Here is a 23,715-nt window from a genome sequence, read left to right as displayed (position 1 = left end):
CCACGGCCGGTGGCGCCTGAGGGCAGCCACCGGCCGTGTGGGAGAAGCGGGATCAGGCGGCCAGGCCCGCCTCGATCTCCAGAACGATTGTGATCTTGTCGCCGACGACCACGCCGCCGCCTTCGAGCGGCATCTCGATGTCGATGCCGAACTCCTTGCGGCTCAGCACGGTCTTGGCCTCGAATCCGGCGACCGGGCCGTTACCCATGCCGGGGTTGACGCCGTTGAACTCCAGTTCCAGCGCGACCGGCCTGGTGACGCCCTTGAGGGTGAAATCGCCGGTGAGGACGTAGTCGTCGCCGTCGGCCTCGACGCCGGTGGACACGAAGGCGGCCGTGGGGAACTGCTCGGCGTCAAAGAAGTCCGCCGACTTGACGTGACCGTCGCGCTGCTCGTTACGGGTGTTGATGGAGGTGACGTCGACCTCGGCCCGTACCGACGGGGTACCGTCCTCGGCGACGGTGATGGCACCGGTGAAGGTGTCGAAGGTTCCGCGGACCTTGCTGACCATCAGGTGTTTGACGGAGAAGCCGACGGTGGAGTGGGCGGGGTCGATGGTCCAGGTTCCGGCGGGGATGGGGGCGGTGACGGTCATGGGGTGTTCTCCTTCGAGATCGGTGATCTTCCCGGACCGTGATCCGGTCCGTGTGCTTCACCGAGTGTAAACGGACCACGGTCCGATTACATTCCCGCCAGGGAAAAATTCTTCTGACGCCCACCGGAGGCGTCGAGCTTTCATCCCGGGTGCACCTGCCTCGGTCACCGCGCTCACCGGCGCCGCGCCGGCCCGATCTACCTACGCCCCCACCTCCCCATCGGCTACGTGTTCCCGCCGGCCATCGGCTCACTCACGGTGACCGCCGAATTCCGGCACAAGACGCTGAATGACCCTCACATCCTTCATGATCGTGAGGAGTTTTCGATACTGCCAACACGGAGGGTCCCGGTCGGCTACCCTACGTCGGCGGCTGTCCTGCCACAATGACGCATGCCTGGAGGGATGTACGAGCAATGAGTGGAGAATCGGGCGGCACCGGCGTGGGTCCCGCTGTGCTCTCACTGGTGACCGGTCAGGTCAAACGCTTCCTGCCGCGGTTACGGGTCGGAAACCTCGACGACCGTGACCCCGACGCGATCCGCGAGCTGCTGCCGGGGCTGTGGCTGGTCATCAGCGCCTGGTACCGGCCCGACGTACGCGGCCTGCACCACATCCCGCCGAAGGGTCCGGCACTGATCGTCGGCAACCACACCGGCGGCATCCTGTCACCCGAGGTGCTGATCAGTCAGCTCGCCGTGACCTCCTATTTCGGCGCGCAGCGCCCGTTCTATCAGCTCGCCCACCGGATGGTGCTCAACTCGCCGCTCGCCCCGATCCTGCGGCGCTTCGGTACCGTCGAGGCCGACCCCGACAACGGGCACGCCGTCCTGTCCGAAGGCGGGCTGCTGCAGGTGTTCCCGGGCGGTGATTACGAGTGCTACCGGCCCTCGTCGCAGTCGGCGCTCATCGACTTCGACCACCGCAAGGGCTTTCTGCGCCTGGCTCTCCAACACGATGTGCCGATCGTGCCGCAGGTGACCATCGGCGGCCAGGAAACCGCACTGTTCCTGACCCGAGGCGATTCGCTCGCCCGGTTCCTCGGCCTGGACCGGACGATGCGGCTGAAGGTGCTGCCGATCGTGCTGTCGGCGCCGTTCGGGGTCACTCTCCCGTTCGGGCCGTTCCTGCCGCTGCCGGCCAAGATCACCATCTCCTATCTGCCGCCGATCGACCTGCGCGCCACCTACGGCGACGATCCCGACCTGGACAAGGTGTACGACGACGTCGTCGGACGGATGCAAGACGTGCTGACCGCCCTCCAAGCCGAACGAAAGCTCCCGGTTCTCGGATGAAAATCGAACATCGCGAAGTCATCGCCGCCCCCATCGACGAAGTGTGGGCGCTGTGCGCCGACCCGGTCTCGCTCAACCGGTTCGCGGACAGCCGGCTGAAGGTGCTCGCCCAGGATCCCGGCCGCGCACCGGAGCTCGACGCACACTACCGGGTGCTGATGCACGTCGGCGGCGCGACCATCGGCGGCAGCGTCATCATCACCGAGTACACCGAACCGCGCGAGCTGGCCTGGTCCACCTACGGTGGTGTCTCACACCGCTTCCGGCTGCGGCTGCGGTCAGTGGGCGGCGGGACCTCGCTCACCCTGCGGGTGTCCTACGACGCGCCCGGCCTGCTCGGGGCGGTGGCCGATCTGGCCGCTTATCCCATGGTGTGGTCGGTGCTCAAAGAGATGGTCCTGAGCATCAAGACCGAGGCCGAAGGAGTTGCCGGCAGCCCGCCCGGCAAATCGGTGCCGCGCCGCATCACCGACGAGGTCGAACACCTGGGCACCCTCACCCGGGCCGGAATCATCGCCCCGATGCGGCCCGACAGGCTGGTGCGGATCGGTTTCGCCGCCCGCAACTGGGGCATGTCGCCGGCATCGCTGCTGGCGATCGGCGAGGCCCGGCACCCCGACCGCATCGCCGTCATCGACGACCAGGGTCCGCTCACCTACGCCGAGGCCGACCGGCAGAGCACGTCGATCGCGGCGGGGCTGCGCATGCTCGGGGTCAACGAGGGCGACGCCGTGGCCCTGCTGGCCCGCAACCATCGCGGGTTCGTGCTCGCGATGGCCGCGGTGGCGAAGGCGGGTGCCGACCTGCTGCTGCTCAACACCGGCTTCTCCGGCACGCAGATCACCGAGGTGTGCCGCCGCGAGCAGCCGTCGGCAATCATCTACGACACCGAGTTCACCGAGTTGGTGACCGAGGCCGCGACCAACCGCAGGACCGTGCTCGCCGACGGCCCCGGCCTGCGCGACGCCGAGGATGAGCTGACCTCGCTGGCGGTACTCGTGGCGAAATACCCGCACCACTCCCCGCCGAGCCCGGGCCATACCGGCAAGATCACCATCCTCACCTCCGGCACCACCGGAACCCCGAAAGGCGCCGCACGCGGAGCCATCTCGGGCGGCGGATCGGTGCCCACGCTGGAGGCCCCGGCCGCGGTGCTCGACCGCATCCCGCTGCACGCCGGTATGCGGGTCGGCCTGGCCGCACCGGCCTTCCACGCGTGGGGGTTGTCCAATCTCCTTCTGGGACTTGCCCTGGGCGGCACGATCGTGTGTGTGCGGAAGTTCGATCCGGAGCAATGGCTGGCCGCGATCGCCGAGAACCGGGTGCAGGCGCTGGTCGTGGTACCGGTGATGCTCCAGCGCATTCTGGACTTGCCCTCCGACGTCCGCAGCGGGCACGACACGTCAACGCTGACGGTGGTCTCGGCGTCGGGATCGGCTCTGCCCGGCGATCTTTCGGACCGCTGGATGAACACCTTCGGCGAGAACCTTTACAACCTGTACGGATCCACCGAGGTTGCCAACGCCACCATCGCCACCCCCGAGGACATGCGCCGCGCACCGGGCACCGCCGGCACACCGACCCGAGGTACGACGATAAAGATTCTGGGCGAGAACAACTCCGAGCTCTCACAGGGTGAGGCCGGGCGTATCTTCGTCGGCAATTCACAACTGTTCGAGGGCTATTCGGGCGGAGGCGACAAACAACGGCGCAACGGCCTGATGGCCACCGGCGATCTCGGATACTTCGATGCCGCCGGCCGGTTGTTCGTCGTCGGCCGCGACGACGACATGATCGTCTCCGGTGGCGAGAACGTCTTCCCCAAGGAGGTCGAGGACACGATCGCCCGCCACCCGGCGGTCACCGACGTCGCGGCGGTCGGCGTCGACGACAGCGAGTTCGGGCAACGCCTGCGGGCGTTCGTGGTGCTGCGCGAGGGCCAGTCGGTGTCGGCCGACGAACTCCGATCATTGGTGAAGAACCAACTGGCCGGTTACAAGGTGCCGCGCGACATCGAGTTCATCGACGAGTTGCCGCGTAATGCCACCGGAAAGATCCTGCGTCGGGAACTACAGTCGAGATAGACGACGTTTCGGCGGCGACGGGGCGTGGTTCTGCTATTTCACCACTGGTAGATAATTAGGTAAGGCTATCTTTCACATCCTTTTTCTTGATACCGTCCTAGCCATGACATCAACCAAGAATTCCCTGCACGGCTCCGTTCGCGTGGCCGGCGTCCTTGCCGCCGTCGCCACCGCCGGAACAATGACGACTGCGCTCGCGGCGGATGCGGATGCGGCCAACTACCGCGACGGCACCTACACCGCGACCGGCGACTACACCCGGCCCGGCGGCCCGGACAAGATCAATGTGACTGTCACGCTGAAGAAGAACATCGTCCAGTCCGTCAGTGTCACCCCGGGATCGTCGCATCCCGTCTCATCGCGGTTCCAGGGATTGGTGGCCGGAGCGATCGCCTCTCAGGTCCAGGGAAAGAACATCGATTCGATCAACGTGGGCAAGACTGCGGGATCGTCGCTGACGCCGCAGGGCTTCAACAACGCGATCTCCAAGATCAAGTCGCAGGCCCGCGCCTGAAAACGCCTGCTTTGACCAACACCATTGCCACCGATTGGTCCTTCGAATCGCTCGGTACCCGGTGGATGGTGTCCACGGCGGATCCACTGCCGCGTTCCTGCGCCGAGGAGATCACCGCGGAACTCGATCGCATCGATGTGATGTGGTCCCGATTCCGCGGTGACTCCACGGTCAGCGAAATGGCCCGACAGCCCGGCCGATACCCCATCGCCGAATCCGATCAGGCATTGGTGGACTGGTACTGGCGTCTGTACCAGTTGACGGACGGCGCGGTGTCGCCGTTCGTCGGGCAGGCCCTCGCCGACGCCGGATACGACGCGAGTTACTCGCTGCGCCGGATCGCGGGCATCGCGCCGTGCCCCGCCTGGTCCGATGTCATCGAGTCACACGACGGCGAACTGGTGACCCGGCTGGGCGCGATTCTCGATGTCGGCGCGGCGGGCAAGGGTTTCGCCATCGACCGCGTCGCCCGGATCGTCGCCGAACACACCGACACGTTCATCGTCGACGGCAGCGGCGACATGGTGATCTCCACCGGTGACGTGCCGGTCCGGGTGGCGCTGGAACATCCGGCGGACCCGACCAAGGCCATCGGCGTCGTCGAACTCGCCTCCGGCGCCATCTGCGCATCGGCGAGCAACCGGCGCGCGTGGATCGCGCGGGGGACCGACGGGACCGGACACGATGACATCGGGGACGACGCCCACTGGCATCACATCATCGATCCCAAGACCGGCACCCCGACGTGGGATGTGGTGGCCACCTGGGTGATGGCGCCCACCGCGATGCTCGCCGACGGCCTGGCCACGGCGTTGTTCTTCACCCCTGCCGATCGGCTGCGTGAACGCCCCGACCTGATCGGCGCCGACTTCGAGCACGTGGTGGTGCGGCACAATGGCACTGTCGAATACTCGGATAACCCGGATGTGGAGTTGTTTTTGTGACACGGTTCATTCCGTCCTGGCTCAGCGGCCACCGGGCCGTCCTCCTCGCGCTCCTCGCACTGACCGCCTGCGCCCTCGTGGTGGCGGCGACCGACGACGAGTTCGGGTACACCCCGGCCCAATTGCTGAAGTCGCTGGTGACCGTGATCGTGGTGTGCGGTGCGGTCACCTACCTGGGCGCGGCGATCGTGCGGGTACCGCCGAACTCTGATTCGTGGCTGATCACCGCGCTCATCCTGTTTTTCGTGATGCCGGTGGCGACCGACGGCGCAACCTGGAAGACTGCGGCCCTCGGTGCCGCCGCGGCCGCGGCCTCCAAGTACGTGCTCGTGTGGCGGCGTCGCCTGATCATCAATCCCGTCGTCGTCGGCGCGATCGTCTGCTACGCCCTGATGTACGCCGATATCGGCGGACTGATGTACATCTCGTGGTGGGTGGCGGCCGAACCGCTGCTGATACCGATGCTGGTGATCGGGGCGCTGCTGGTGACGGCGCTACGGGTATGGGAACTGGTGGGCGTCTATCTCGCGGCATCGGTCATCACGCTGCTGGTGGCCGGCCAGTTCACCACCGTCCCGGATGCGCAGATGTGGCTCAAGTCGACGCCGGTGCTGTTCCTGGGGGCGATCATGCTGCCCGAACCGTTGACGTCGCCCGCCACCAGGATTCCTACGCTGATCTACGGCGCGCTGGTGGGTGTGCTGATGCATTGCCAGGTCACGTTCGAGATCACCTCGTCCTACGAGTTCTCGTTCGACCCGGAGATCGCGCTGGCATTCGGTTGCCTGTTCGCGTTCGCGGTCCGGCTGGCGAACGGATCGGCCCGCCGTATTCGGCTGTCTGCGACCACCACCCCGTCGGCGGACCGAACATATGTGATCGACGGCGACCCGGCCGGTGGCGCACCGCGTTTCACCCCCGGTCAGTGGGCCACCGTCAGCGCCCCGAGCTGGTCGCTGCCATTGTGGCGCAATTCCCGCCGGGTATTCTCCTACTCGTCGCCCGCCGACGCCGTCGAGTTCTCGTTCACCACCGGCCCGCGGCCCTCACCGTTCAAACAACGGCTGATCGATGCCCGGCGGACGGCGTTCATCGATAATCAGGGCGGCGACTTCGTGGTGTCACCGGCCGCGTTCGCCGACGACCGAATCGTGCTGATCGCCTCCGGAATCGGGATCACCCCGTACATCTCGATGCTGCGCACCTGGCTCAACACCGGCGCCGATCTGTCGCGGGTGGTGCTGGTGCACATGGTGGGCGACGACAGCCGCCGCGTCTACCGCGAGGTTCTCGACGAGGCCGCAGCCCGCGGGGCGCGGGTGGTGATCATCGAGAACCCTGACGCCTCACCGAAGGCCATCGACCGCATCGTGGCGCTCTCCGACGAGCTCGCCGCCGACGGCCCACGTCCCCACTTCTATATCTCCGGCGCACCCGCTTTCGTGTCCGCCACCCGGTCACGACTCATCGGTGCCCACCGCGATCTTCTCCTGCGGCCGTGGCGGATTCACACCGACGCATTCACCGGCTACTGAAGGTTCACCTCAGTCATTCGTCAATCGTCCACGCCACTCCACTGTCGTACGGCGTGACCGACCGTAGCGAGAACTCCCCGGCCCGGATTCGGCACCGGGCCGGGGAGTTCCGAACAGTGGCACGCCCTTTCCGAGGGCCACCGGATACACCTTGAGGTGCAGTTCGTCGATATCCACACTCAGCGGACACACCCCCGTGCCGGTCAAGATCGGCGAACACACCCTCCGCCGGTTGAGGTGCGAGGTCGCCCGACGACCGAGCCTCGAAACCACGCGAGACAACAATGTTCCCTCACGAAGTTTCGAGGCTCGCAGGCGCACATCTCAACGGGCAGGGTGAACCACTGTCACAGCAGCAGCCCGCCAGTTCAGGATATGGACTTACCCGCAGCGGAGTGGTAGGTGTGCCCCGGACACCAGTTGGCAGGGGGCACGGTGCGGCGGACTTCCTCGATATGGCTGCCGCAGCCGGTCCAGGTGGTCTTACCGCAGGTACGGCATCGGATCGGTTGGCACATGTGTCTGCGCTCCCTTCTCGGTTGCTATTTCATCATTCGCCGGCCGCATCCGCGACGAAACCGCGGAACACCTCGTAGGCGCGGGCACCGTGGATCGTGGCGGGGCCGCCGTGCATCAGGAACGTGACACCGATGGCCTCGGCGGCCTCCTGTTCGGTGGCCCCGGCCTTGACCGCGGCCTGGCCGTGTGAGGCGATACAGCCGTCGCAACCTTCGACGACGCCGATCGCGAAAGCGATGAGTTCCTTGGTCTTCCGGTCGAGTGCACCGTCCTCGAAGGCCGCGCCGGCCAGTGCGCCGAAGCCGGCGTAGACGTCGGGAATGGCCTTGCGCAGGGCCCGGTGTTGCGGGACCAGCCTGCGCAGAGTGGTCGCGCCGGATTCGCTGCCGTGGTTGTCGATGGTGTCAGTCATGATGAATCTCCTTGTGGTCGAGGCTTGTTCGGGTTCAATTGTGGGCGAAGCTGATGTTGGGCAGGATCCTGGCCAACCAGGCCGGGCAGGCCCAGGCGGCGCGACCGGTCAGGCGCAGCAGCACCGGCAGCAGCACCAGCCGCACCAGCAGGGTGTCGAGCAGGACGGCGACACCGAGGATGATGCCCATCTCCTTCGGTGGCAGCGGACCGGACAGCGAGAAGGTGAAGAAGACGGCCACCATCACCCCGCCCGCGGCGAAGATGACCCGGCCCGAATGCGCGACCGCCCCGATCATCGCCTCCTTGGGGTCGCCGGAACGTTCCCAGTGTTCTTTCGCCGAGGACAGCAGGAACACCGTGTAGTCCATGGCGATGGCGAAGATCATCGCGAAGAAGAACACGGGCGCCCACGCGTCGAGGAAGCCCTGGGATTCGAATCCGAAGAGTCCCGCGCCGATCCCGTCCTGGAACACCAGCCGTGCCACACCGAACGCGGCGGCGGTGGACAGCAGGCTGACCAGCGTGCCGAGCAAGGCGATGAGCGGGGCTCGCAGCGCGATCAGCAGCAACGCGAAACCGAGCAGCAGGACGACCGCGATGACCAGCGGTGTGGACGAATCGAGCTGGTTCTTCAGGTCGATGTTCTCCACGGCTGCACCGCCGACGAGTGATCCGTCGGGCAGATCGGCGCGCAGTCTGTCGACGGTGCCGGCCAGCGCCGAGTCCGACGGGTCGACGGACGGGACGGCGGTGATCATGCTCAGTCCACTGCCGTCGGTCGCGGGCATCGCCGGCAGGACTCCGGCGATGCCGGATTCGTCGTTCAGGACCCGCTGCGCCTCATCGGCTTTCACGCTTTCGGTGATGATCTGCAGGGTACCGGGCGCACCGTCACCGAAGGCCGCTTTGACATCGTTGTAGCCGACCCGCGCACTGGCGTCCGAGGGCAGCACCGCGATCGACGGCATCGCCGTCTGCAAACCGGCCAGCGGGATCGCCAGTGCCAGCAGGATCGCCAGCGCTCCGGCACCCCAGGCGACAGGATGCTTCCACAGGCGTTCACCCCACTTCTCGAACAGCGGTGAGCGATGCTCACCGGCCGTGGCCCACGGCAACGCGAACTTGTTCAGCCGATGATCGAGCTTGACCATGACCAGCGGCAGCAGGGTCAGCGTCGCACCCAGGACGTACACCACCGACAGCATGATTCCGCCGGCCATCGACCGGAATGAGGGCGAGGGCACCAGCATCACAGCCGACAGCGAGACCAGAACCGTGATCCCCGACAGCAGCACGGCCTTGCCCGCGGTGTCCATCGTCTGCGCGATCGCCTCCCGCGTCGACAGTCCCTGCCCCATGCGGGCCGCCCGGAAGCGGACCAGCAGGAACAGCGCGTAGTCGATACCCAGCGCCAGGGAGAACATCATCGCGAAGTTCATCGCCCAGATCGACACGGGCACAATCATGTTGATCAGGACCAGCGATCCGGCGGAGGCGATCAGGCCGGCCAGGGTGAGCAGTAGCGGCATTCCGGCCGCCACCAGCGCTCCGAAGGCGAGCACCAGGATGATCAGGGTGACCGGCCACGAAAGCATCTCGGAGGTGAGCATCGCTTCGAGGTTGGCGGCGTTGAAGTCCGACCACAGCATCGATGACCCGGTGGGGTTGACCGAGATCACGGCGGTGGACAACTCGTGTAGTGGATCTTTGAGATCGGTTGCGGCCTTGACCATCTCATTGGTATCGGCACCCGCTCCGCCGAGCACGACGGCGGTACGGCCGTCGGCGCTGAGCGTAGCACCGGGCTGCGGTGCCACGACCTCGGCGATACGACTGTCCGCCTTGAGGATCCGGGTGACCTCGGCGATGATCGCGGGACCGTCACCGTCGGTGAGCGGAGCGTCGTCGCTGCGGATGACCACCTGAATCGCATGCGAGGCGTTGCCACCGAAGTGCTCCTGCGCCAGTTCACGCGCCTGCACGGATTGTGAACCCTGCGCCTGCCAGCCGGCGCCCGACAGGTTCTTCTCCACGAACGGGGCGAAGATACCGAGCCCGACGACTAGCAGCACCCATACGGCGGTCACGATCTTGCCGTGTTCGCTCACCCAGATACCGAGGCGCGCGAGCGGCGACGCGGTGGAGCCGGGCCGGATATCGGGTGGGCCGGTGGTGACGTCGGACATGTGGCACTCCTTGCGATAGACCCAGGCTGCGATAGACCCCGGGTTTTAACCCCCTAGGGGGATGTGACATGGCGAACCTAGCATCCCCCCGGGGGGTTATGCAATGATGGTTGTTGTCCAGGAAAGAACCGGCAAGGAGGCCGACATGACCGAATTCACGATGAGCCGCACACTCGACCTGCCGTACGAGCAGGCGGTGCCCGCCGTCCGTGAAGCTCTCGCCGGTGTCGGTTTCGGTGTGCTCACCGAGATCGACATCGCGGCAACACTGAAGAAGAAGCTGGACGTCGACGTCGCCCCGAAGATCATTCTCGGCGCGTGCCGGCCTCAGCTGGCCCATCAGGCACTGCAGGCCGACCCGCGCGTTGCCGCCCTGCTGCCCTGCAACGTCGTGGTCAGCGCCCACGGCGACGGCTCACTGGTGGAGATCATGGATCCGGGCGTCATGCCCGCGTTCACCGGCACCGCCGAACTCGACGTGGTCGCCACCGAGGCCCGCACACTACTCGGGTCGATGCTGGACACTCTCACCGGAGCCGTCGCGTGAAGATCCCCGAAGAAGGCACCAAACCCATCGTCACGCGCCTCAAACGTGCCCACGGTCACCTCGCCACGGTGATCCGGATGCTGGAGGAAGGCCAGGACTGCGAGGACGTCCTCACCCAGCTCGCCGCCGTCAACAAGGCCCTCGGCCGAAGCGGCTACGCCCTGGTCGCGACCGGCCTCCAACATTGCATCATCACCGAGGGCCCCGAGAACGTCGACTCCAGAAAGCTGGAGAAGCTCTTCCTGGCCCTGGCGTGACCCCGAACTCTCACAAGAACATCGCGATCAGCTCCGGAATCCGGAACTGACCGCGATGTGTGGGCGGCCAACCCTATTCCGACGCGGCCTGCTTGCGGAGTTCGAACTTCATCACCTTGCCGGTGGAGGTGCGCGGCAGATCGGCGGGGAAGACGATGTCTCGCGGAATCTTGTATCCCGCCAACATCTTTCGTGCATACTCGATGAGTTCACCCGCGGTCAGGGTCGCTCCGTCGTTGAGCAGCACATATGCGCGCGGGCGTTCGCCCCACTTCTCGTCGGGCACCCCGACGACGGCGACGTCCAGGACGGCGTCGTGACTGACCAGGGCCTGTTCCACCTCGACGGTGGAGATGTTCTCGCCGCCGGAGATGATGATGTCCTTGGCCCGGTCGCGCAGCTGCACGTAGCCGTCCGGATGCATGACGCCGAGGTCGCCGGTATGGAACCAGCCACCGGCGAAGGCCTCCGCGGTGGCGTCGGGATCCTTGAAGTAGCCCGCCATCACGTTGTTGCCGCGCAGCAGGATCTCGCCCATCGACTCGCCGTCGGCCGGTACGTCCACCAGACCCCGGGCCTCGCGGTCGACGACGCGCACATCCTCGGCCTGCACCATCGACACACCCTGCCGGGACAACTTCTGCGCGCGCTCGTCGGCGGGCAACTCGTCCCAGGCGTCCTGGTATTCGCAGATGGTGAACGGCCCGTACACCTCGGTGAGTCCGTACACGTGCACCACCGAGATACCGAGGGCGGTGAGCTGGCCGATGACCGTCGGCGACGGCGGTGCACCGGCGGTGGTGATACGCAGCGGCCGGTCCAACTCGTGCGCCTGATCGGCACCGACGATCGTCGTACACACCGTCGGGGCACCGCACATGTGAGTGGCACCGAGGTCGTCGATGGCCGCCCAGATGGCGTCCGCGCGCACCGCCCGCAGACAGATGTGAGTACCCGAGGCGGCAGTCACCGCCCACGGTGTGCACCAGCCGTTGCAGTGGAACATCGGCAGCGTCCACAAGTAGCGGGTGTGGCCGGTGAACTGGTTGTGGAAGGTCTCGCCGAAGGAGTTCAGGTACGCACCACGATGGGTGTACATGACGCCCTTGGGCTTTCCGGTGGTGCCGGAGGTGTAGTTGATGGTGATGACGGCGCTCTCGTCGTCGACGGTCCACGGCCGGGCCGGCAGGTCCTCGGCGCCTGCCAGAAAATCGGCGTAGGAGACCAGGCCCTCGATCTCGTCGGGCCCCGCCGGTGTCCCGAACTCCGGATCGTCCACCTCGACGACGGTGTGCAGGCTCGGGATCACGTCGGTGATGGCGGCGACGGTGCTGTGGAACTCGGCGTCGGCCACCAGGATCGTCGACTCGGAGTGATTCAGGATGTATGCCAGCTCTGCACCCGCCAGACGCGAGTTCAGCGCCACCAGCACACCCCCGGCCAGCGGAACGGCGAAGTGCGCGATCAGCATCTCCGGAATGTTCGGCGCCAGATAAGCCACCCGTTCACCCGGTTCGATCTTCGATGCCAGGACCCGCGCCAGACGCTGCGCCTCGTCGGCGAACTCGGCGTAGGTATAGCTGCGCCCGCCGTAGACGATGGCGGTACGGTCGGGAAAGACCTTCGCTGAGCGTTCCAGGAACCGCAGCGGGCTCATCTCGGACCGATTCGGGACGGGAGCGCTGGCCGTCGACATGTCTTCCTCCTGGTACACCTGTGAATCTGACAACTGTCCCAGCCTACGACGACACGCCTCACACCCGAAGCGCCTCGGCAGACAATACGGTGAACGGTCGCCTACCGCGCCGTGCGGTTGATCGGTACCAGCGAAAGCCGGCGATCGCACAGGTGTCGGGAAACAGAAAAGCCCACCCGCGTGGGGTGGGCTTTCGAGAGTGGCCAGAGTCGGGATCGAACCGACGACCTTCCGCTTTTCAGGCGGACGCTCGTACCAACTGAGCTACCTGGCCGGACGGCGCCGGCACGAAACCGAAACCATAAAGCGACCCTGACGGGACTCGAACCCGCGACCTCCGCCGTGACAGGGCGGCGCGCTAACCAACTGCGCCACAGGGCCATATTCTGTTGTTGCCCTCACCCGTAGGGGCTCGAACAGCGTACCCCCTACGGGATTCGAACCCGCGCTACCGCCTTGAAAGGGCGGCGTCCTAGGCCGCTAGACGAAGGGGGCCGGTTCCCGTTGGGAGCCACTCCCGTGGGAGCTGCACAAGCTTATGACATGACCCTGATATTTCCCAAACCAGCAGGTCAGCATAGCCACGAACCCCATTTCGGCCGGCCGGGCCCGGACCCGAGGATCCGCCGCGAACCTCATCGGGAAACAGAAAAACCCACCCGCGTGGGGTGGGCTTTCGAGAGTGGCCAGAGTCGGGATCGAACCGACGACCTTCCGCTTTTCAGGCGGACGCTCGTACCAACTGAGCTACCTGGCCGGACGGCGCCGGCACGAAACCGAAACCATAAAGCGACCCTGACGGGACTCGAACCCGCGACCTCCGCCGTGACAGGGCGGCGCGCTAACCAACTGCGCCACAGGGCCATATTCTGTTGTTGCCCTCACCCGTAGGGGCTCGAACAGCGTACCCCCTACGGGATTCGAACCCGCGCTACCGCCTTGAAAGGGCGGCGTCCTAGGCCGCTAGACGAAGGGGGCCGGTTCCCGTTGGGAGCCGCATCAGCTTATGACACGGCAGCAGAAAACTACAAATCACCTGTTCAGGTCATATTTTCTCCGGTCGCGGCCCCCTATGCAGGCCAATCGAGAACCGGACATACCCGGCGACCCAATCACCAAGGAAAACGCTCCTCTTACGCCCGCGCACCGTCATCGACGTCCACCAAGCGATTTCTCCCGTCCGGGCGCCGACAAAGCCGCCGCGACGCCGGTCAAGGCCCCCGAAAACGGTCTCCGATCGCCGTGTACACTCATCCGTGCCTCGCTGACGCAAGGCACTGCTGCCCCTATAGCTCAGTTGGTAGAGCTACGGACTTTTAATCCGCAGGTCCCAGGTTCGAGCCCTGGTGGGGGCACGCGAATCCCCGGTCGACCTCACGGTCGGGCGGGGATTTTTGACTCGAGGTGAATCACACTTCCCCTGAACAGTGGCCATTCCCTGGGCCATTCACCGAACAATGGCCATCCCGCGTGGGTCACTCCGGCGCGACAGCCTTCAGGCCGTGCGCACGGGCCGCTTCGGCCGGCCCGAGATCGTAGGTCGCGATCACCGGTGCGTCGATACCCGGCGCACCGGCCAGGTGCAGCGCGTCGAGACTGCGCACCCCGATCCTGCGCGGTTCCGTCTCAAGCAGGTCACTCGAGACGATCGTCGGACCGCTGTCCGGGTAGGAACGCAACGCATCGGACTCCGTACCACAACCCGGTGACGCCACCGATCGCCCGCGGTGCGTCCGCGTACCGCATCGAGCGCAGCCTCTGTGTCCACCCGGGAGCGCGGAAACCGCGTCCGGGGTCCGAGAGCGAGCCGGTCACGGAGTCGGCGGTGCGAGTGTGCCCCGAATGGCGACCGCGTCGACGGCGGCACCGAAAGGTGCGATGAAGTCCTCGGCACCGAGCACGCAGCAGGCGTGCCCGCCGTGTACCTCGAAACGCCGGGCGCCGGGAATGCCGTCGAGGAGCAGTTGTTGCCGGGACGGCGGAACCACCTTGTCGCGGGTGGACACCAGCACGGAGGTGGGGACGTCGATGTCGCCGAGCCAGTCGCGGGAGTCGAAGCGCCCCAGCCCTTCTCCGAACATCCCGAAGTCGGGCAGCGAGGTGGACAAGAACTGCCGGAACGCCCACACGGTGGTGTGCGCGTCGGTGTCGTCCAGGCGTACGGACTTCGGCAGCATCCGGTAGACGGGGGTGGCCAGCCGACCGACCCGGTCGGCGACGGCCTGGGCGCGCGGATCCTGTTCGGAGAAGAACGGACCGGTCGAGCACAGCACCATTCCGTTGAGCCGCCCCGGATGCCGCCGCCAGATGAGTTGTGCGATACCGCCGCCCATCGAGAAGCCGGCGGCGGTGAACCTGTCGACGCCGAGTGCGTCGGCGACGGCAACGGTGTCGTCGGCGGCGTCGTCGAGGGAGAAGTCGTCGGATCTGATGCCCCGGCCGTGACGCCGGTGGTCGAGGGTGATGACGCGATAGCGCTCGTTGAGCGCCGGAATCACCGGATACCAGCACAGCAGCCCGGTGGTCAGCACCGAATGCAGCAGGATGACCGCCGGTGCGTCCCGCGGACCGGAGTCGGTGACGAATGTCCGGCCGCGTCCGGGCAGGTCAAGCATCGAGCCGGCCGGAATATCGCGCAGCGGGTAGGGACGCACGAGATGGCGGACGCTGCGCTGCGCGCGCTGCAGAATCTCAGGGCTCACAACCTCAAACGGTACGCGCTCACCGCCCGCGCGGGGGCCACGTATCCGACATGTCTGACATTTGACTGTGGTGAATGGGACCCGATGGTGACAGTGTGATCCACACCATGCGATTCTATTGCGCATGATGGAAGTCGAACGTCCGAAGATCGAAGGATCGATCAAGGTTGGCGAGCGTCGGCGAATGGGCTTCGCCGAATGGGGCGAGCCTGGTGGGCGCACATTTTTCTGGTTGCACGGTACGCCTGGTGCACGTCGGCAGATCCCACTGCAGGCACGTGCCTACGCCGCGGAGAAGGGCTTCCGGATCATCGGCCTGGACCGGCCGGGGGTTGGCGCGTCGACCGCCCACCGGTACGCGTCGATCTCGGAGTTCCCCGCCGACCTGGCCACGGTCGCCGATTCGCTCGGCATCGACGACTTCGCAGTCATCGGGCTGTCGGGTGGCGGGCCGTATTCGTTGGCGACGGCGGCGGCGTTTCCCGACCGGGTGGTGACGGTCGGCATCCTCGGCGGCGTCGCACCCACCGTCGGCCCGGAGCGGATCGGTGGCGGCGCGATGGAACTCGGCGTCCGCGCGGCACCGCTGGTCCGCGTCGCCGGTGCCCCCATCGGTCATGTGATCAGTTCGGTTCTGTCGGTGGCCCGTCCGTTCGGCGACACCGCGGTCAAGCTGTACGGGCTCACCTCCCCCAAGGCCGACCGTGAGGCCCTGGCCCGGCCCGAGTTCTCGGCGATGTTCCTCAACGACCTGATCTTCGGTGGGCGGCGGCAGATGGATGCCCCGTTCGCCGACATCCTCGCCTTCGCCTCCGACTGGGGTTTCCAGGTGTCCGACATCAAGGTCCCGGTGCGCTGGTGGCACGGCGACGCCGACCACATCATCCCGTTCTCGCACGGTGAGCATATGGTGGCGCTGCTGCCCGATGCCAAGCTGTATCCGCTGCCCGGCGACAGCCACCTGTCGACGCTGCACATGGCCACCGACCTCATCGACGAACTCAACGCCGTGTGGGATGTCGAGCGGCCCGATAAAAAGCGGTAGCCCGCACGTGGTGGTCAGGGGGCGGTGACCGACAGCCCCACCGCCAGCCCCAGAACCACCGCCATCACGGCGAGTTGTGTCGCGGCCCGGCGAATGGCCTGATTTTCGGTGCCCCGATGCCGGGCCGCGTCGGGCACCCAACGGCGGCGATGCCGGGCCGCGATCGCCACCAGTAGGCCCAGTCCGACCGATTTGCCGACGACGATCAGCCCGTACCCCGTGGTGAACAGCGACGACACCGACCCCAGTTCGATGATCGCCGACACCACCCCGGTCGGTACCAGCGCCAGCACCGCCCACGGCGCGAGTTCGGAGAACCGCGGCAGCGATCGTGCCCAGCCGGACCGGCCGCGCACCGAGAGCACCAGCGCGGCGAGCGTGCCGCACCACCAGGCCGCGGCCAGCGCATGAACCGCCACCAGCACCGGCATCACCGCGTGGGTGCCGGGGTGCGCCGAAATGGCGACGGCGACGAGGCCGACGCCACCGAGCACCGCCACCGACTGCACGGGCACCGAGGTGTCGGTGATCAGGTCGGCGCATGCCCAGCCGATGACGGCGAGCGCGCACGTCGCGGCAACCAGGTCGGGAGCACCGTGACGCATCACCTCGGAGAATTGTCCGAGCGCCACCTCACCCACACCCACACCCACCTGGTCGGCCGCTCGTGCCCACGCCGCCACCAGCGACGCCGCCGCCCACACCCCGCCGACCACGCCGACCGCCATCGGCGACGGTGCGGCGCCCAGGGCGGGCAACGTGCCGAGACCGATGAGCAGGACCGCGGCGGCCAGTGTCACCACGGCCGGCAACGAGCCGGCACCGGCGGTGTCGGCGGCGCCGCCGGCCGCACCCGACAACCGGGCGGCGACCAGACCGACGGCCATCACCGGCACGCAGGCAACCACCAGCAGGGCGCGCGTGCGGCCGTCGGCCGGGGTCACCGGGTCAGCTCTTCCGGCGGCGCGAGAGCACGAACATCGCGCCCACACCGGCCGCGATGACGACGACCGCGCCGATAATGAACGGCCACACCGGAACACCGTCACCGGAGCCGGAATCCTCACTCGCCGACGTGCCGGGTGTGCCGGTACCGACGACGGTCAGCGTGAAACGGCGCTGCCCTTCGACGGGGTGTCCGTCGGCGGAGGTGACCCGGTAGTTGACCGTGTAGGCGCCGACCGGCCCGAGCGGGCGCAGCGCCACCCGCACCCGCGGGCCGTCGACGACCGCGGTGCCGTCGTGCCAGTAGTTGCCGTCGGGGCCGACGACGGTCATCACCGCGAACTGTTCCTGCAGCGGTTCGTTGAACGTCAGCACCACCTCGGCCGGACCGGATGTCAGCTGAGCATCCTGCGCGGGTACCGACGAGGTGAGCCCGGAGTGCGCCGCCGCGGACGCGGCGAACACCACTCCCACCAGCGCCAGCAGCAGCGCCAGGACGGTCGCGGCGAGCCCGCGGCTACGCATCGGATCCACCCGGGCGCCGACGTCCGGCGGCCACCCCGAACGCCACACCGGCGATACCGACGGCCAGTCCGGCACCGCCGAGCCAGCGGGCGACGGTGTCGGTGCCCTCGCCGTCGGTGTCCGCCGCCACCGACGGTGTGCCGTGGTGGCCGTCGTGGCCGTCACCCTCGGGGAGGGTCAACGTGGGCGCGGGATGTTCGGGTTCGTCGCCGCCCTCGGGTGTGCTCTGATCCCAGGCGACCTTCTGGCCGTCGGAGTAGACCTGCACGGCGGGCAGTTCGACGGTGTTCTGGTCGGGGAACGGACCGCCGGCCAGCCGGAACTGGGCGAACTGCCCGACGGGCACACCGGGTGTGCCGGGTTCGGCGGTCCAGGTGATCGCGGTGGCCTCCTGCGTCCGGGGATCCTTGGTGACCTCGGCCTTCCAGCCGGTGGTCGTCTCGGGTCGGGCCGATTTAAGCCGGGGCAGGGTGACGGTGACCGATGTGGTGGACGCGGTGTCCGATTCGTTGGGCACCACCAAGGTCACCACCCCGTAGCCACCCTGGGTGAGGGTGGGTGCGTTGGCGCTGACATGGGCCTGCGCGGCCCCGGCGCCGAGCGTCGCGCACGCTCCGCCGAGGACCGCGGCAGCACAGAGAGCGGTCGCGGACGACCGATTGAAATGAAACATGATGAAGTTCAATGCCTTTCAGGCAACAGCAGGGAGCGTACCGGGACATCGGTCCGGGCGCGCAGTGGTCACAGGTGCGGTACCGCGACCGTTCCCGGAGGCCCCCGGACACCGCCGGCACCGCTCAGCGCGGCCGACGAGGGCACCCGCACCACACCGAAGACCGGTGCGGGCGCCCGCCGCGACGAATGTTCGTGCCCGGCCACGAGGCGGCGTGCGGCGACCAGCACCACCCCGACCTGATGGGCGAGTTGGGCGGCCACCGCGACCACGACGGCCGTCAGCCCGGTCGCCACCGCGTGCGCGGTCACCATCGACCACGACATCCCGAGGCCGTGGCCGGGCGACACGTGGGTGCCCGCCGCGAGCACGAGGTGCGCACAGATCTGCGCCGCCGACAACACCCCGGCGGTCCGCAGCATCGACAACTTCGGCCGACGCACGGCGGCCGACGCGGCATGCTGCGAGGGCACGGCGACGAGCGCGGCCAGCGCGCCCACCCCGAGCAGCAGCACCAGATCCGACGCCGACGCGGACACATCGCCCGCCCTACCGTGAGCGGCCGCGGCGAGCGCGGGCACGGCGAGGGCGATCGTCGCCCGGACGGGCAGCACGTCTCCTCGCTCGCATTTCACGGGTTCCAGCATCCCATGTCATTCATCGGCCACGATGTCCGGTTCTCCCGACACACGCGAGAGCGCGGCAACCGGCTCCGGGACCACGGACAGATGACAGAATCGAGTCATGGCCCTTACGCCCGCGGGGTCGGCACCGAAGCATTCGGCCGACCCACTGACGACACAGCGCGATGTGGTGATCCGTGAACTCACCGATTCCGATGATCTCGCCGCATTGGCCAACGTCTTCGATGACGTGTGGCATCCGGACCCCAGCAACCGGGTCATCGGCGTCGACACGCTGCGTACGCTGGCGCACACCGGCAACTATGTGGTGGGCGCATTCATCGATGGTGTCCTCGCCGGAGGCAGTGTCGGGTTCTTCGGCGCGCCCGCCGGCACCACCCTGCACAGCCACATCACCGGGGTGTCGAGGCTGGGCCGCGGCCACAACCTCGGTCACGCGCTCAAGCTGTATCAGCGGGAGTGGGCGATCGAGCGCGGGCTGTCGGAGATCACCTGGACGTTCGATCCGCTGGTGTCGCGCAACGCCTACTTCAACCTGGTCAAGCTGGGTGCGCGGCCTCGCGACTATCTGGTCGACTTCTACGGGCAGCTCGGGCTGGAACTCGCCGGCACCGATGCCACCGACCGGCTGTTCGTGTCGTGGCCGCTCGACGTCCCGGTGCCCGACCCGCCCGTCGTCGACCCAGGTGGTCCGGGGGTGGTGTACGCGATCGACATGCAGGACCATGATCATCCGCAGGGTAAACCGGGGGTGATCTCCGATGCCGCCACGGTCGTGGTGCCGGTGCCCGGCGACATCGAGTCGATGCGCCGCACCGAACCGCTGGTCGCCGCACGCTGGCGGATCGCGCTGCGTGAGGCGCTGGCTCCACTGGTCGACGGTCCCGACCGTGACCCTGTCACGTTCCTGCGGTCCGGTGCCTACGTGTTCGGTCCGGTAGGCGGGCCGCCCCCGGAATAGCCGTCGCGGCATGGCGCCCAGGCGAGTTCGGCGCGGATTTTCTCCGTGTGTTCACCGAGCGCCGGCACATCGCCCATGGCCAGTTCGACATCGGCGAACGTCATCGGTGGCAGCACCGCCCGTACCTCGCCCTTCTCGGTGCCGACGGTGCGCCAGCGCTCGCGCATCCGCAATTGCGGATGATCGGCCAGGCCGTCGAGTTCGCGGATCTCGGCCGCGGGCACACCGGCGGCGGCAAGCCGTTCATCGAGTTCACCGGTGGTGAACGTGGCCGTCTCGGCAGCGATCAGGGCGTCTACCTCGGCGCGGCGCCGCACCCGGGCGATGTTGGTGGCGTAGCGCGGGTCGTCGACGAGTTCGGGGCGGCCGAGAACCTCGGTCATCAACAGTTCCCAGCCGCGTTCGTTCTGCACGCCGATCAGGATTTCTCCGTCTGCGGTCGGATACCGGTCGTAGGGCACGATCGCGGCGTGGCCCACGCCCGCGCGTTCGACCTGTCTGCCGCCGTACAGCCGGATGTAGAGCGGGTGGGTCATCCACTCGGCGATGGCGTCGAACATCGACACCGACACCGTCGCCCCCTCCCCGGTGACACCCCGGCGTACCAGCGCCGCCAGCACCGCGGTGAGCACATACATACCCGCGCCGATGTCGGCGGCGGGGATACCGGTCTTGGCGGCGGCATCAGGGGTTCCGGTGACCGAGATGAGCCCGGTCTCAGCCTGGATCAGCATGTCGTAGGCCTTGCGGTCGCGGTATGGTCCGTCGTCGCCGTACCCGGACAGGTCGACGACGATCAGCCGCCGATGATCGGCGCGCAGGTCGTCGGCGCCGAAGCCGAGGCGGGCCGCCGCGCCGGGTGCCAGGTTCTGCACGAACACGTCGGCGCGGGTGATCAGCCGGTGCAGCAGGGCGTTGTCGCCGGGGTCACGCAGGTCGAGGGCGATCGATTCCTTGCCGCGGTTGAGCCATACGAAATGGGAGGCGAGGCCGTGGACGTCGGCGTCGTAGCGCCGGGCGAAATCGCCGCCGTCGGGCCGCTCCACCTTGATGACGCGGGCGCCGAGATCGGCGAGGTGCCGGGTGGCCAGCGGGGCGGCCACGGCCTGTTCGAGGGCGACGACGGTGATCCCGTCCAGCGGTAGCGTTCCCGGCTGCGCACGATCCATGCCGCAACGATCGCCGATGACGGCCACGGTGGTCAACCCGGCTCCGCCGCCGCGCCGGTTTGCTATCGTAACCCTTCCCGAATGGCTGTCGAGATGTGTGGTCTCATGGAGGAGCAGCCCTGCGCGTCCTTGAGGAGGCCACACACGATGACGTCCACCGTGGAAATAACCGGTCACAGCCAGCGTGAGGCCTGGCTCGCCAAGACGCTACCGCCGATCGAGGAGGTCCGGCCCGGCCTGTGGTCCATTCCGGTGCCGATGCCGCAGTCCCCGCTGCGGTACACCCTGGTCTACGCACTGGTCCTGCCCGACGGCATCGCCCTCATCGATACCGGCCTGGACACCGACGAGACATGGCGGGCACTGGTCGACGGCATCCACGCCACCGGGCACGACATCACCGACATCCGGTACGTCGCGATCACCCACCTGCACCCCGACCATTTCGGACTCGTGCCCCGGCTGCTCGAACACACCGACTTCACCCTCGCCATGCACGGCAACGACGCGAAGTTCATGCGGTTCCGCGACGAGGGCGAGATCGAGCGCGAACAAACCTGGGCCACCGAGCAACTCGCCAGACTCGGCGCTCCCACCGACATCCCCGAGACGGGGATGCGTTCGTTCACCAGGCTGCCCGACGGGCGCACCGTCGACGTCGAACTCGACGACCACCAGCCGCTGAACCTGCCCGGCTGGAACGTCAAGGCGCTGTGGACGCCCGGGCACACGCCCGGCCATCTGTGCTTTCTCGACGAGGACGCGGGCACGGTGTTCACCGGCGACCATCTGCTGCCGCGCATCAGCCCCAACGTGTCCACCACCATCTTCCAGCCCACCGACCCGCTCGCGGCCTACCTGGTGTCGCTGGCGCACACCGAACAGCTCCCCGACGTGGAGGCCCTGCCGTCGCACGAGTACCGCTTCCGGGGACTGGCCGAGCGCGTCACCGCCCTGCTGTCCCATCACGAGGAACGGTTCGATGAGATCACCGCCGCCGTCGCCGCCGATCCGCAGATCACCGCCTGGGAGATCGCCCGCTCGGTGTCGTGGTCACGTCCCTTCGACGATCTGCTGTTGCCCCTGCGGCGGATGGCGACCCGCGAAACCCATGCCCATCTCACCGTCTTGGAGTCGCGCGGCATCCTCACCCACGACGGCGGACTCCCCCAACGCTGGTCGGTCGTCGCAGTTCCCGTCTGAGACTCGGCTGTCGCAGCGCATTGATACGTTGACGCCTGTGGCGACGGCCTGTCGGCTCCGGCGTCTTGTGGTGACCGCGGTGCGTCGTGCCGCACGCTGCTCATCTGATCCGGTATGCGCGAGCCCGACTCGAAAGGCCCACCCCGTGATCAGGCTATCTGCCCGAGCACGGCGAGGCCGTATTCGACGGCCTCCGCGAAGGGCTCGATATCGCGCGCACGGATGCCATTGCGCGCTGCCGCTTCTCGCCACCCGGCCACCACCTCGGCCACCTCCCGCACCAGCGCGGACGCCTGCGTGCTGGTGAGTCGGCACTCGTCGGCGAACGCCAGGAGCGCGGCGGGCTCGTCGTCGACGCTGCCGACGATGCCCATCACCCTGCGCTTGTGGATGTCGGGTTCGGGGTTGACATCGAAGACCGGGCTCAACGACCAACCGCCCTGAGTGCGCAGGAAGCCGTGGTTGCGCAGGTGGTCATCAGTGTTGTGGATGGCGACATTGAAGACGACGCGTCGGAACAGGTCGGCGAGATCCGCCTTGACGGACGCGCCGTAATCGGGCAGCGCCTCGGCGATATCGGCGTAGTCACGTTCGTCGCCGTCGCGGGCACCGAGCAACGTCATCGCCGAGATATAGCCGATACGCGCTACACCAGATCGATCAAATCGACTGATAAGTAACGAATTTCGATCACCAACCTTGGCCAGGAGCCTCGGCGCACATCGTGTCCCGGCGCGAGGAAGCCGTCGGTGTCATTCCGGTCGGCGAATCGGAGGTCGCCCTGTCTGGTGATGTCGCTGACGCCGACGAGATAGTCGATCGCGGTGGCAGCGGGCAGCCGCTGCGAGGTTTCGCGCTGCGCTGCGCGACGACCTTGTCGATGAGGTTACGTCCCCACCGGTCGGGTGCCGAGTCGGCGAATGCTCCCGGCAGACCGTCGACGTACTGCTGGCCACCCACCCGGGGCAGACGGGGTTCGAGATCCCCGGGAACGGAACGGGCCAGATATGACGGATCGTAGGTGAACGTGGTGCCCACTCGGTGTCGGTGCTCGGTGAAATAGGCGACACCGGCCCGGACGGGCTCACCGCCGACGTCGATGTACACGTCCAGGGCGTCGTTCAATGACGCACCCGCTTGGGGATGGACTCAATGGCCCGGACGCGACCGACGTCGGTCCACATCGGGTCGAGGGCGTCGCCGGGTCTATCGGCACCCGGTCCGAGTTTGCCGATAGACCCGGTTTCCGGGTTCAACAGCAA

General features: G+C 67.3%; 23 protein-coding genes and 7 tRNA genes. 11 read left to right on the top strand and 19 right to left on the bottom strand.

What is annotated here, in order from left to right; genetic code table 11:
* Positions 1–52 precede the first annotated feature (52 nt).
* Positions 53–595, bottom strand: a complete 543-nt coding sequence (locus GII31_RS05080) for a YceI family protein (RefSeq protein WP_213247373.1) — start codon at positions 593–595, stop codon at positions 53–55.
* Positions 596–1,011: 416 nt separating this feature from the next.
* On the opposite strand from GII31_RS05080, the gene GII31_RS05070 reads away from it, so the two are divergent.
* The 5 genes from GII31_RS05070 (at position 1,012) to GII31_RS05050 (ending at position 6,967) form a co-directional block, all read left to right on the top strand.
* On the top strand, positions 1,012–1,890 hold the full coding sequence (locus tag GII31_RS05070) for a 1-acyl-sn-glycerol-3-phosphate acyltransferase (protein WP_213247371.1): 879 nt from the start codon (positions 1,012–1,014) through the stop codon (positions 1,888–1,890).
* Complete coding sequence (locus tag GII31_RS05065; protein ID WP_213247369.1) at positions 1,887–3,974, top strand: AMP-binding protein; 2,088 nt, start codon at positions 1,887–1,889, stop codon at positions 3,972–3,974. Before GII31_RS05070 ends, GII31_RS05065 begins: the two co-directional genes overlap by 4 nt.
* A gap of 103 nt (positions 3,975–4,077) precedes the next feature.
* On the top strand, positions 4,078–4,488 hold the full coding sequence (locus tag GII31_RS05060; RefSeq protein ID WP_213247367.1) for an FMN-binding protein: 411 nt from the start codon (positions 4,078–4,080) through the stop codon (positions 4,486–4,488).
* Between the two features lie 11 nt (positions 4,489–4,499).
* A complete protein-coding gene (locus GII31_RS05055; protein WP_322973052.1) occupies positions 4,500–5,432 on the top strand; it encodes an FAD:protein FMN transferase in 933 nt (310 codons plus the stop codon).
* Entirely contained in the window at positions 5,429–6,967 is a 1,539-nt protein-coding gene (locus tag GII31_RS05050) for an FAD-dependent oxidoreductase (RefSeq protein WP_213247365.1), read from the top strand. The genes GII31_RS05055 and GII31_RS05050 overlap by 4 nt, the downstream gene beginning before the upstream one ends.
* A gap of 550 nt (positions 6,968–7,517) precedes the next feature.
* Here the strand turns inward: GII31_RS05050 and GII31_RS05045 are convergent.
* Positions 7,518–7,898 carry a carboxymuconolactone decarboxylase family protein gene (locus GII31_RS05045; RefSeq protein ID WP_213247363.1) on the bottom strand — a complete coding sequence of 127 codons (381 nt, stop codon included), beginning with the start codon at positions 7,896–7,898 and terminating at the stop codon, positions 7,518–7,520.
* A 34-nt stretch (positions 7,899–7,932) separates the two neighbouring features.
* Positions 7,933–10,086, bottom strand: a complete 2,154-nt coding sequence (locus GII31_RS05040) for an MMPL family transporter (RefSeq protein ID WP_213247361.1) — start codon at positions 10,084–10,086, stop codon at positions 7,933–7,935.
* Positions 10,087–10,231: 145 nt separating this feature from the next.
* Between GII31_RS05040 and GII31_RS05035 the strand changes: the two genes are divergently transcribed.
* The gene (locus GII31_RS05035) at positions 10,232–10,633 is read left to right on the top strand and encodes a DUF302 domain-containing protein (protein WP_213247359.1); all 402 of its coding nucleotides are present in this window, start codon (positions 10,232–10,234) and stop codon (positions 10,631–10,633) included.
* Positions 10,630–10,890: a metal-sensitive transcriptional regulator gene (locus tag GII31_RS05030; protein ID WP_213247357.1), complete on the top strand. Its 261-nt coding sequence runs from the start codon at positions 10,630–10,632 to the stop codon at positions 10,888–10,890. The genes GII31_RS05035 and GII31_RS05030 overlap by 4 nt, the downstream gene beginning before the upstream one ends.
* 73 nt (positions 10,891–10,963) lie before the next feature.
* Here GII31_RS05030 and GII31_RS05025 read toward each other — a convergent pair whose 3' ends face one another.
* The 7 genes from GII31_RS05025 to GII31_RS04995 form a co-directional block, all read right to left on the bottom strand.
* Complete coding sequence (locus tag GII31_RS05025) at positions 10,964–12,586, bottom strand: AMP-binding protein (protein ID WP_213249870.1); 1,623 nt, start codon at positions 12,584–12,586, stop codon at positions 10,964–10,966.
* Between the two features lie 200 nt (positions 12,587–12,786).
* Positions 12,787–12,860 (bottom strand) — tRNA-Phe (locus GII31_RS05020).
* Between the two features lie 33 nt (positions 12,861–12,893).
* Positions 12,894–12,967: transfer RNA gene (locus GII31_RS05015), tRNA-Asp, on the bottom strand.
* Between the two features lie 41 nt (positions 12,968–13,008).
* Positions 13,009–13,081, bottom strand: a tRNA-Glu gene (locus tag GII31_RS05010).
* Positions 13,082–13,269: 188 nt separating this feature from the next.
* Positions 13,270–13,343 (bottom strand) — tRNA-Phe (locus GII31_RS05005).
* Between the two features lie 33 nt (positions 13,344–13,376).
* Positions 13,377–13,450, bottom strand: a tRNA-Asp gene (locus GII31_RS05000).
* A gap of 41 nt (positions 13,451–13,491) precedes the next feature.
* Positions 13,492–13,564, bottom strand: a tRNA-Glu gene (locus GII31_RS04995).
* Between the two features lie 304 nt (positions 13,565–13,868).
* Here GII31_RS04995 and GII31_RS04990 point away from each other — a divergent pair.
* Positions 13,869–13,941: transfer RNA gene (locus GII31_RS04990), tRNA-Lys, on the top strand.
* Positions 13,942–14,061: 120 nt separating this feature from the next.
* On the opposite strand, the gene GII31_RS04985 is transcribed toward GII31_RS04990, so the two are convergent.
* Positions 14,062–14,265, bottom strand: coding sequence for a PIN domain-containing protein (locus GII31_RS04985; protein ID WP_213247355.1), 204 nt, complete (start codon positions 14,263–14,265; stop codon positions 14,062–14,064).
* Between the two features lie 132 nt (positions 14,266–14,397).
* Positions 14,398–15,288, bottom strand: a complete 891-nt coding sequence (locus GII31_RS04980) for an alpha/beta fold hydrolase (RefSeq protein WP_213247353.1) — start codon at positions 15,286–15,288, stop codon at positions 14,398–14,400.
* A 124-nt stretch (positions 15,289–15,412) separates the two neighbouring features.
* On the opposite strand from GII31_RS04980, the gene GII31_RS04975 reads away from it, so the two are divergent.
* A complete protein-coding gene (locus tag GII31_RS04975) occupies positions 15,413–16,333 on the top strand; it encodes an alpha/beta fold hydrolase (protein WP_213247351.1) in 921 nt (306 codons plus the stop codon).
* 14 nt (positions 16,334–16,347) lie between these two features.
* Here GII31_RS04975 and GII31_RS04970 read toward each other — a convergent pair whose 3' ends face one another.
* The 4 genes from GII31_RS04970 to GII31_RS04955 form a co-directional block, all read right to left on the bottom strand.
* Entirely contained in the window at positions 16,348–17,277 is a 930-nt protein-coding gene (locus GII31_RS04970) for a copper resistance D family protein (RefSeq protein ID WP_246222111.1), read from the bottom strand.
* A gap of 4 nt (positions 17,278–17,281) precedes the next feature.
* Positions 17,282–17,803 carry a copper resistance CopC family protein gene (locus GII31_RS04965; protein WP_213247349.1) on the bottom strand — a complete coding sequence of 174 codons (522 nt, stop codon included), beginning with the start codon at positions 17,801–17,803 and terminating at the stop codon, positions 17,282–17,284.
* The gene (locus GII31_RS04960; protein ID WP_260840318.1) at positions 17,796–18,476 is read right to left on the bottom strand and encodes a YcnI family copper-binding membrane protein; all 681 of its coding nucleotides are present in this window, start codon (positions 18,474–18,476) and stop codon (positions 17,796–17,798) included. Before GII31_RS04960 ends, GII31_RS04965 begins: the two co-directional genes overlap by 8 nt.
* Before the next feature lie 68 nt (positions 18,477–18,544).
* Complete coding sequence (locus tag GII31_RS04955) at positions 18,545–19,123, bottom strand: hypothetical protein (protein WP_213247346.1); 579 nt, start codon at positions 19,121–19,123, stop codon at positions 18,545–18,547.
* 97 nt (positions 19,124–19,220) lie between these two features.
* On the opposite strand from GII31_RS04955, the gene GII31_RS04950 reads away from it, so the two are divergent.
* Entirely contained in the window at positions 19,221–20,081 is an 861-nt protein-coding gene (locus GII31_RS04950) for a GNAT family N-acetyltransferase (protein ID WP_213247343.1), read from the top strand.
* Here GII31_RS04950 and GII31_RS04945 read toward each other — a convergent pair.
* On the bottom strand, positions 20,042–21,250 hold the full coding sequence (locus GII31_RS04945) for a CaiB/BaiF CoA transferase family protein (protein ID WP_213249866.1): 1,209 nt from the start codon (positions 21,248–21,250) through the stop codon (positions 20,042–20,044). The two genes, GII31_RS04950 and GII31_RS04945, sit on opposite strands and share 40 nt — an antisense overlap.
* Before the next feature lie 147 nt (positions 21,251–21,397).
* On the opposite strand from GII31_RS04945, the gene GII31_RS04940 reads away from it, so the two are divergent.
* The gene (locus GII31_RS04940) at positions 21,398–22,453 is read left to right on the top strand and encodes an MBL fold metallo-hydrolase (RefSeq protein ID WP_213247341.1); all 1,056 of its coding nucleotides are present in this window, start codon (positions 21,398–21,400) and stop codon (positions 22,451–22,453) included.
* A gap of 149 nt (positions 22,454–22,602) precedes the next feature.
* Here the strand turns inward: GII31_RS04940 and GII31_RS04935 are convergent, their stop codons facing one another.
* On the bottom strand, positions 22,603–23,160 hold the full coding sequence (locus GII31_RS04935; RefSeq protein ID WP_213249864.1) for a type II toxin-antitoxin system HipA family toxin: 558 nt from the start codon (positions 23,158–23,160) through the stop codon (positions 22,603–22,605).
* Positions 23,144–23,578, bottom strand: a complete 435-nt coding sequence (locus tag GII31_RS04930; protein WP_213247339.1) for a HipA N-terminal domain-containing protein — start codon at positions 23,576–23,578, stop codon at positions 23,144–23,146. Before GII31_RS04930 ends, GII31_RS04935 begins: the two co-directional genes overlap by 17 nt.
* Positions 23,579–23,715 lie beyond the last annotated feature (137 nt).

It is taken from the genome of Gordonia pseudamarae (assembly GCF_025273675.1).
Classification (GTDB): domain Bacteria; phylum Actinomycetota; class Actinomycetes; order Mycobacteriales; family Mycobacteriaceae; genus Gordonia; species Gordonia pseudamarae.
The sequence above is the reverse complement of the archived record's forward strand: the minus strand, read 5'-3'. Positions and strand labels throughout refer to the sequence as shown.

Bases quoted from the DNA above. Each gene is read 5' to 3' on its own strand.
- GII31_RS05080 (WP_213247373.1), bottom strand. From the start codon at position 595: ATGACCGTCACCGCCCCCATCCCCGCCGGAACCTGGACCATCGACCCC.
- GII31_RS05065 (WP_213247369.1), top strand. From the start codon at position 1,887: ATGAAAATCGAACATCGCGAAGTCATCGCCGCCCCCATCGACGAAGTG.
- GII31_RS05025 (WP_213249870.1), bottom strand. From the start codon at position 12,586: ATGTCGACGGCCAGCGCTCCCGTCCCGAATCGGTCCGAGATGAGCCCG.
- GII31_RS04960 (WP_260840318.1), bottom strand. From the start codon at position 18,476: ATGTTTCATTTCAATCGGTCGTCCGCGACCGCTCTCTGTGCTGCCGCG.
- GII31_RS05040 (WP_213247361.1), bottom strand. From the start codon at position 10,086: ATGTCCGACGTCACCACCGGCCCACCCGATATCCGGCCCGGCTCCACC.
- GII31_RS05070 (WP_213247371.1), top strand. From the start codon at position 1,012: ATGAGTGGAGAATCGGGCGGCACCGGCGTGGGTCCCGCTGTGCTCTCA.
- GII31_RS05060 (WP_213247367.1), top strand. From the start codon at position 4,078: ATGACATCAACCAAGAATTCCCTGCACGGCTCCGTTCGCGTGGCCGGC.
- GII31_RS04975 (WP_213247351.1), top strand. From the start codon at position 15,413: ATGATGGAAGTCGAACGTCCGAAGATCGAAGGATCGATCAAGGTTGGC.
- GII31_RS04945 (WP_213249866.1), bottom strand. From the start codon at position 21,250: ATGGATCGTGCGCAGCCGGGAACGCTACCGCTGGACGGGATCACCGTC.
- GII31_RS05035 (WP_213247359.1), top strand. From the start codon at position 10,232: ATGACCGAATTCACGATGAGCCGCACACTCGACCTGCCGTACGAGCAG.
- GII31_RS04965 (WP_213247349.1), bottom strand. From the start codon at position 17,803: ATGCGTAGCCGCGGGCTCGCCGCGACCGTCCTGGCGCTGCTGCTGGCG.
- GII31_RS04940 (WP_213247341.1), top strand. From the start codon at position 21,398: ATGACGTCCACCGTGGAAATAACCGGTCACAGCCAGCGTGAGGCCTGG.
- GII31_RS05045 (WP_213247363.1), bottom strand. From the start codon at position 7,898: ATGACTGACACCATCGACAACCACGGCAGCGAATCCGGCGCGACCACT.
- GII31_RS04955 (WP_213247346.1), bottom strand. From the start codon at position 19,123: ATGCTGGAACCCGTGAAATGCGAGCGAGGAGACGTGCTGCCCGTCCGG.
- GII31_RS04950 (WP_213247343.1), top strand. From the start codon at position 19,221: ATGGCCCTTACGCCCGCGGGGTCGGCACCGAAGCATTCGGCCGACCCA.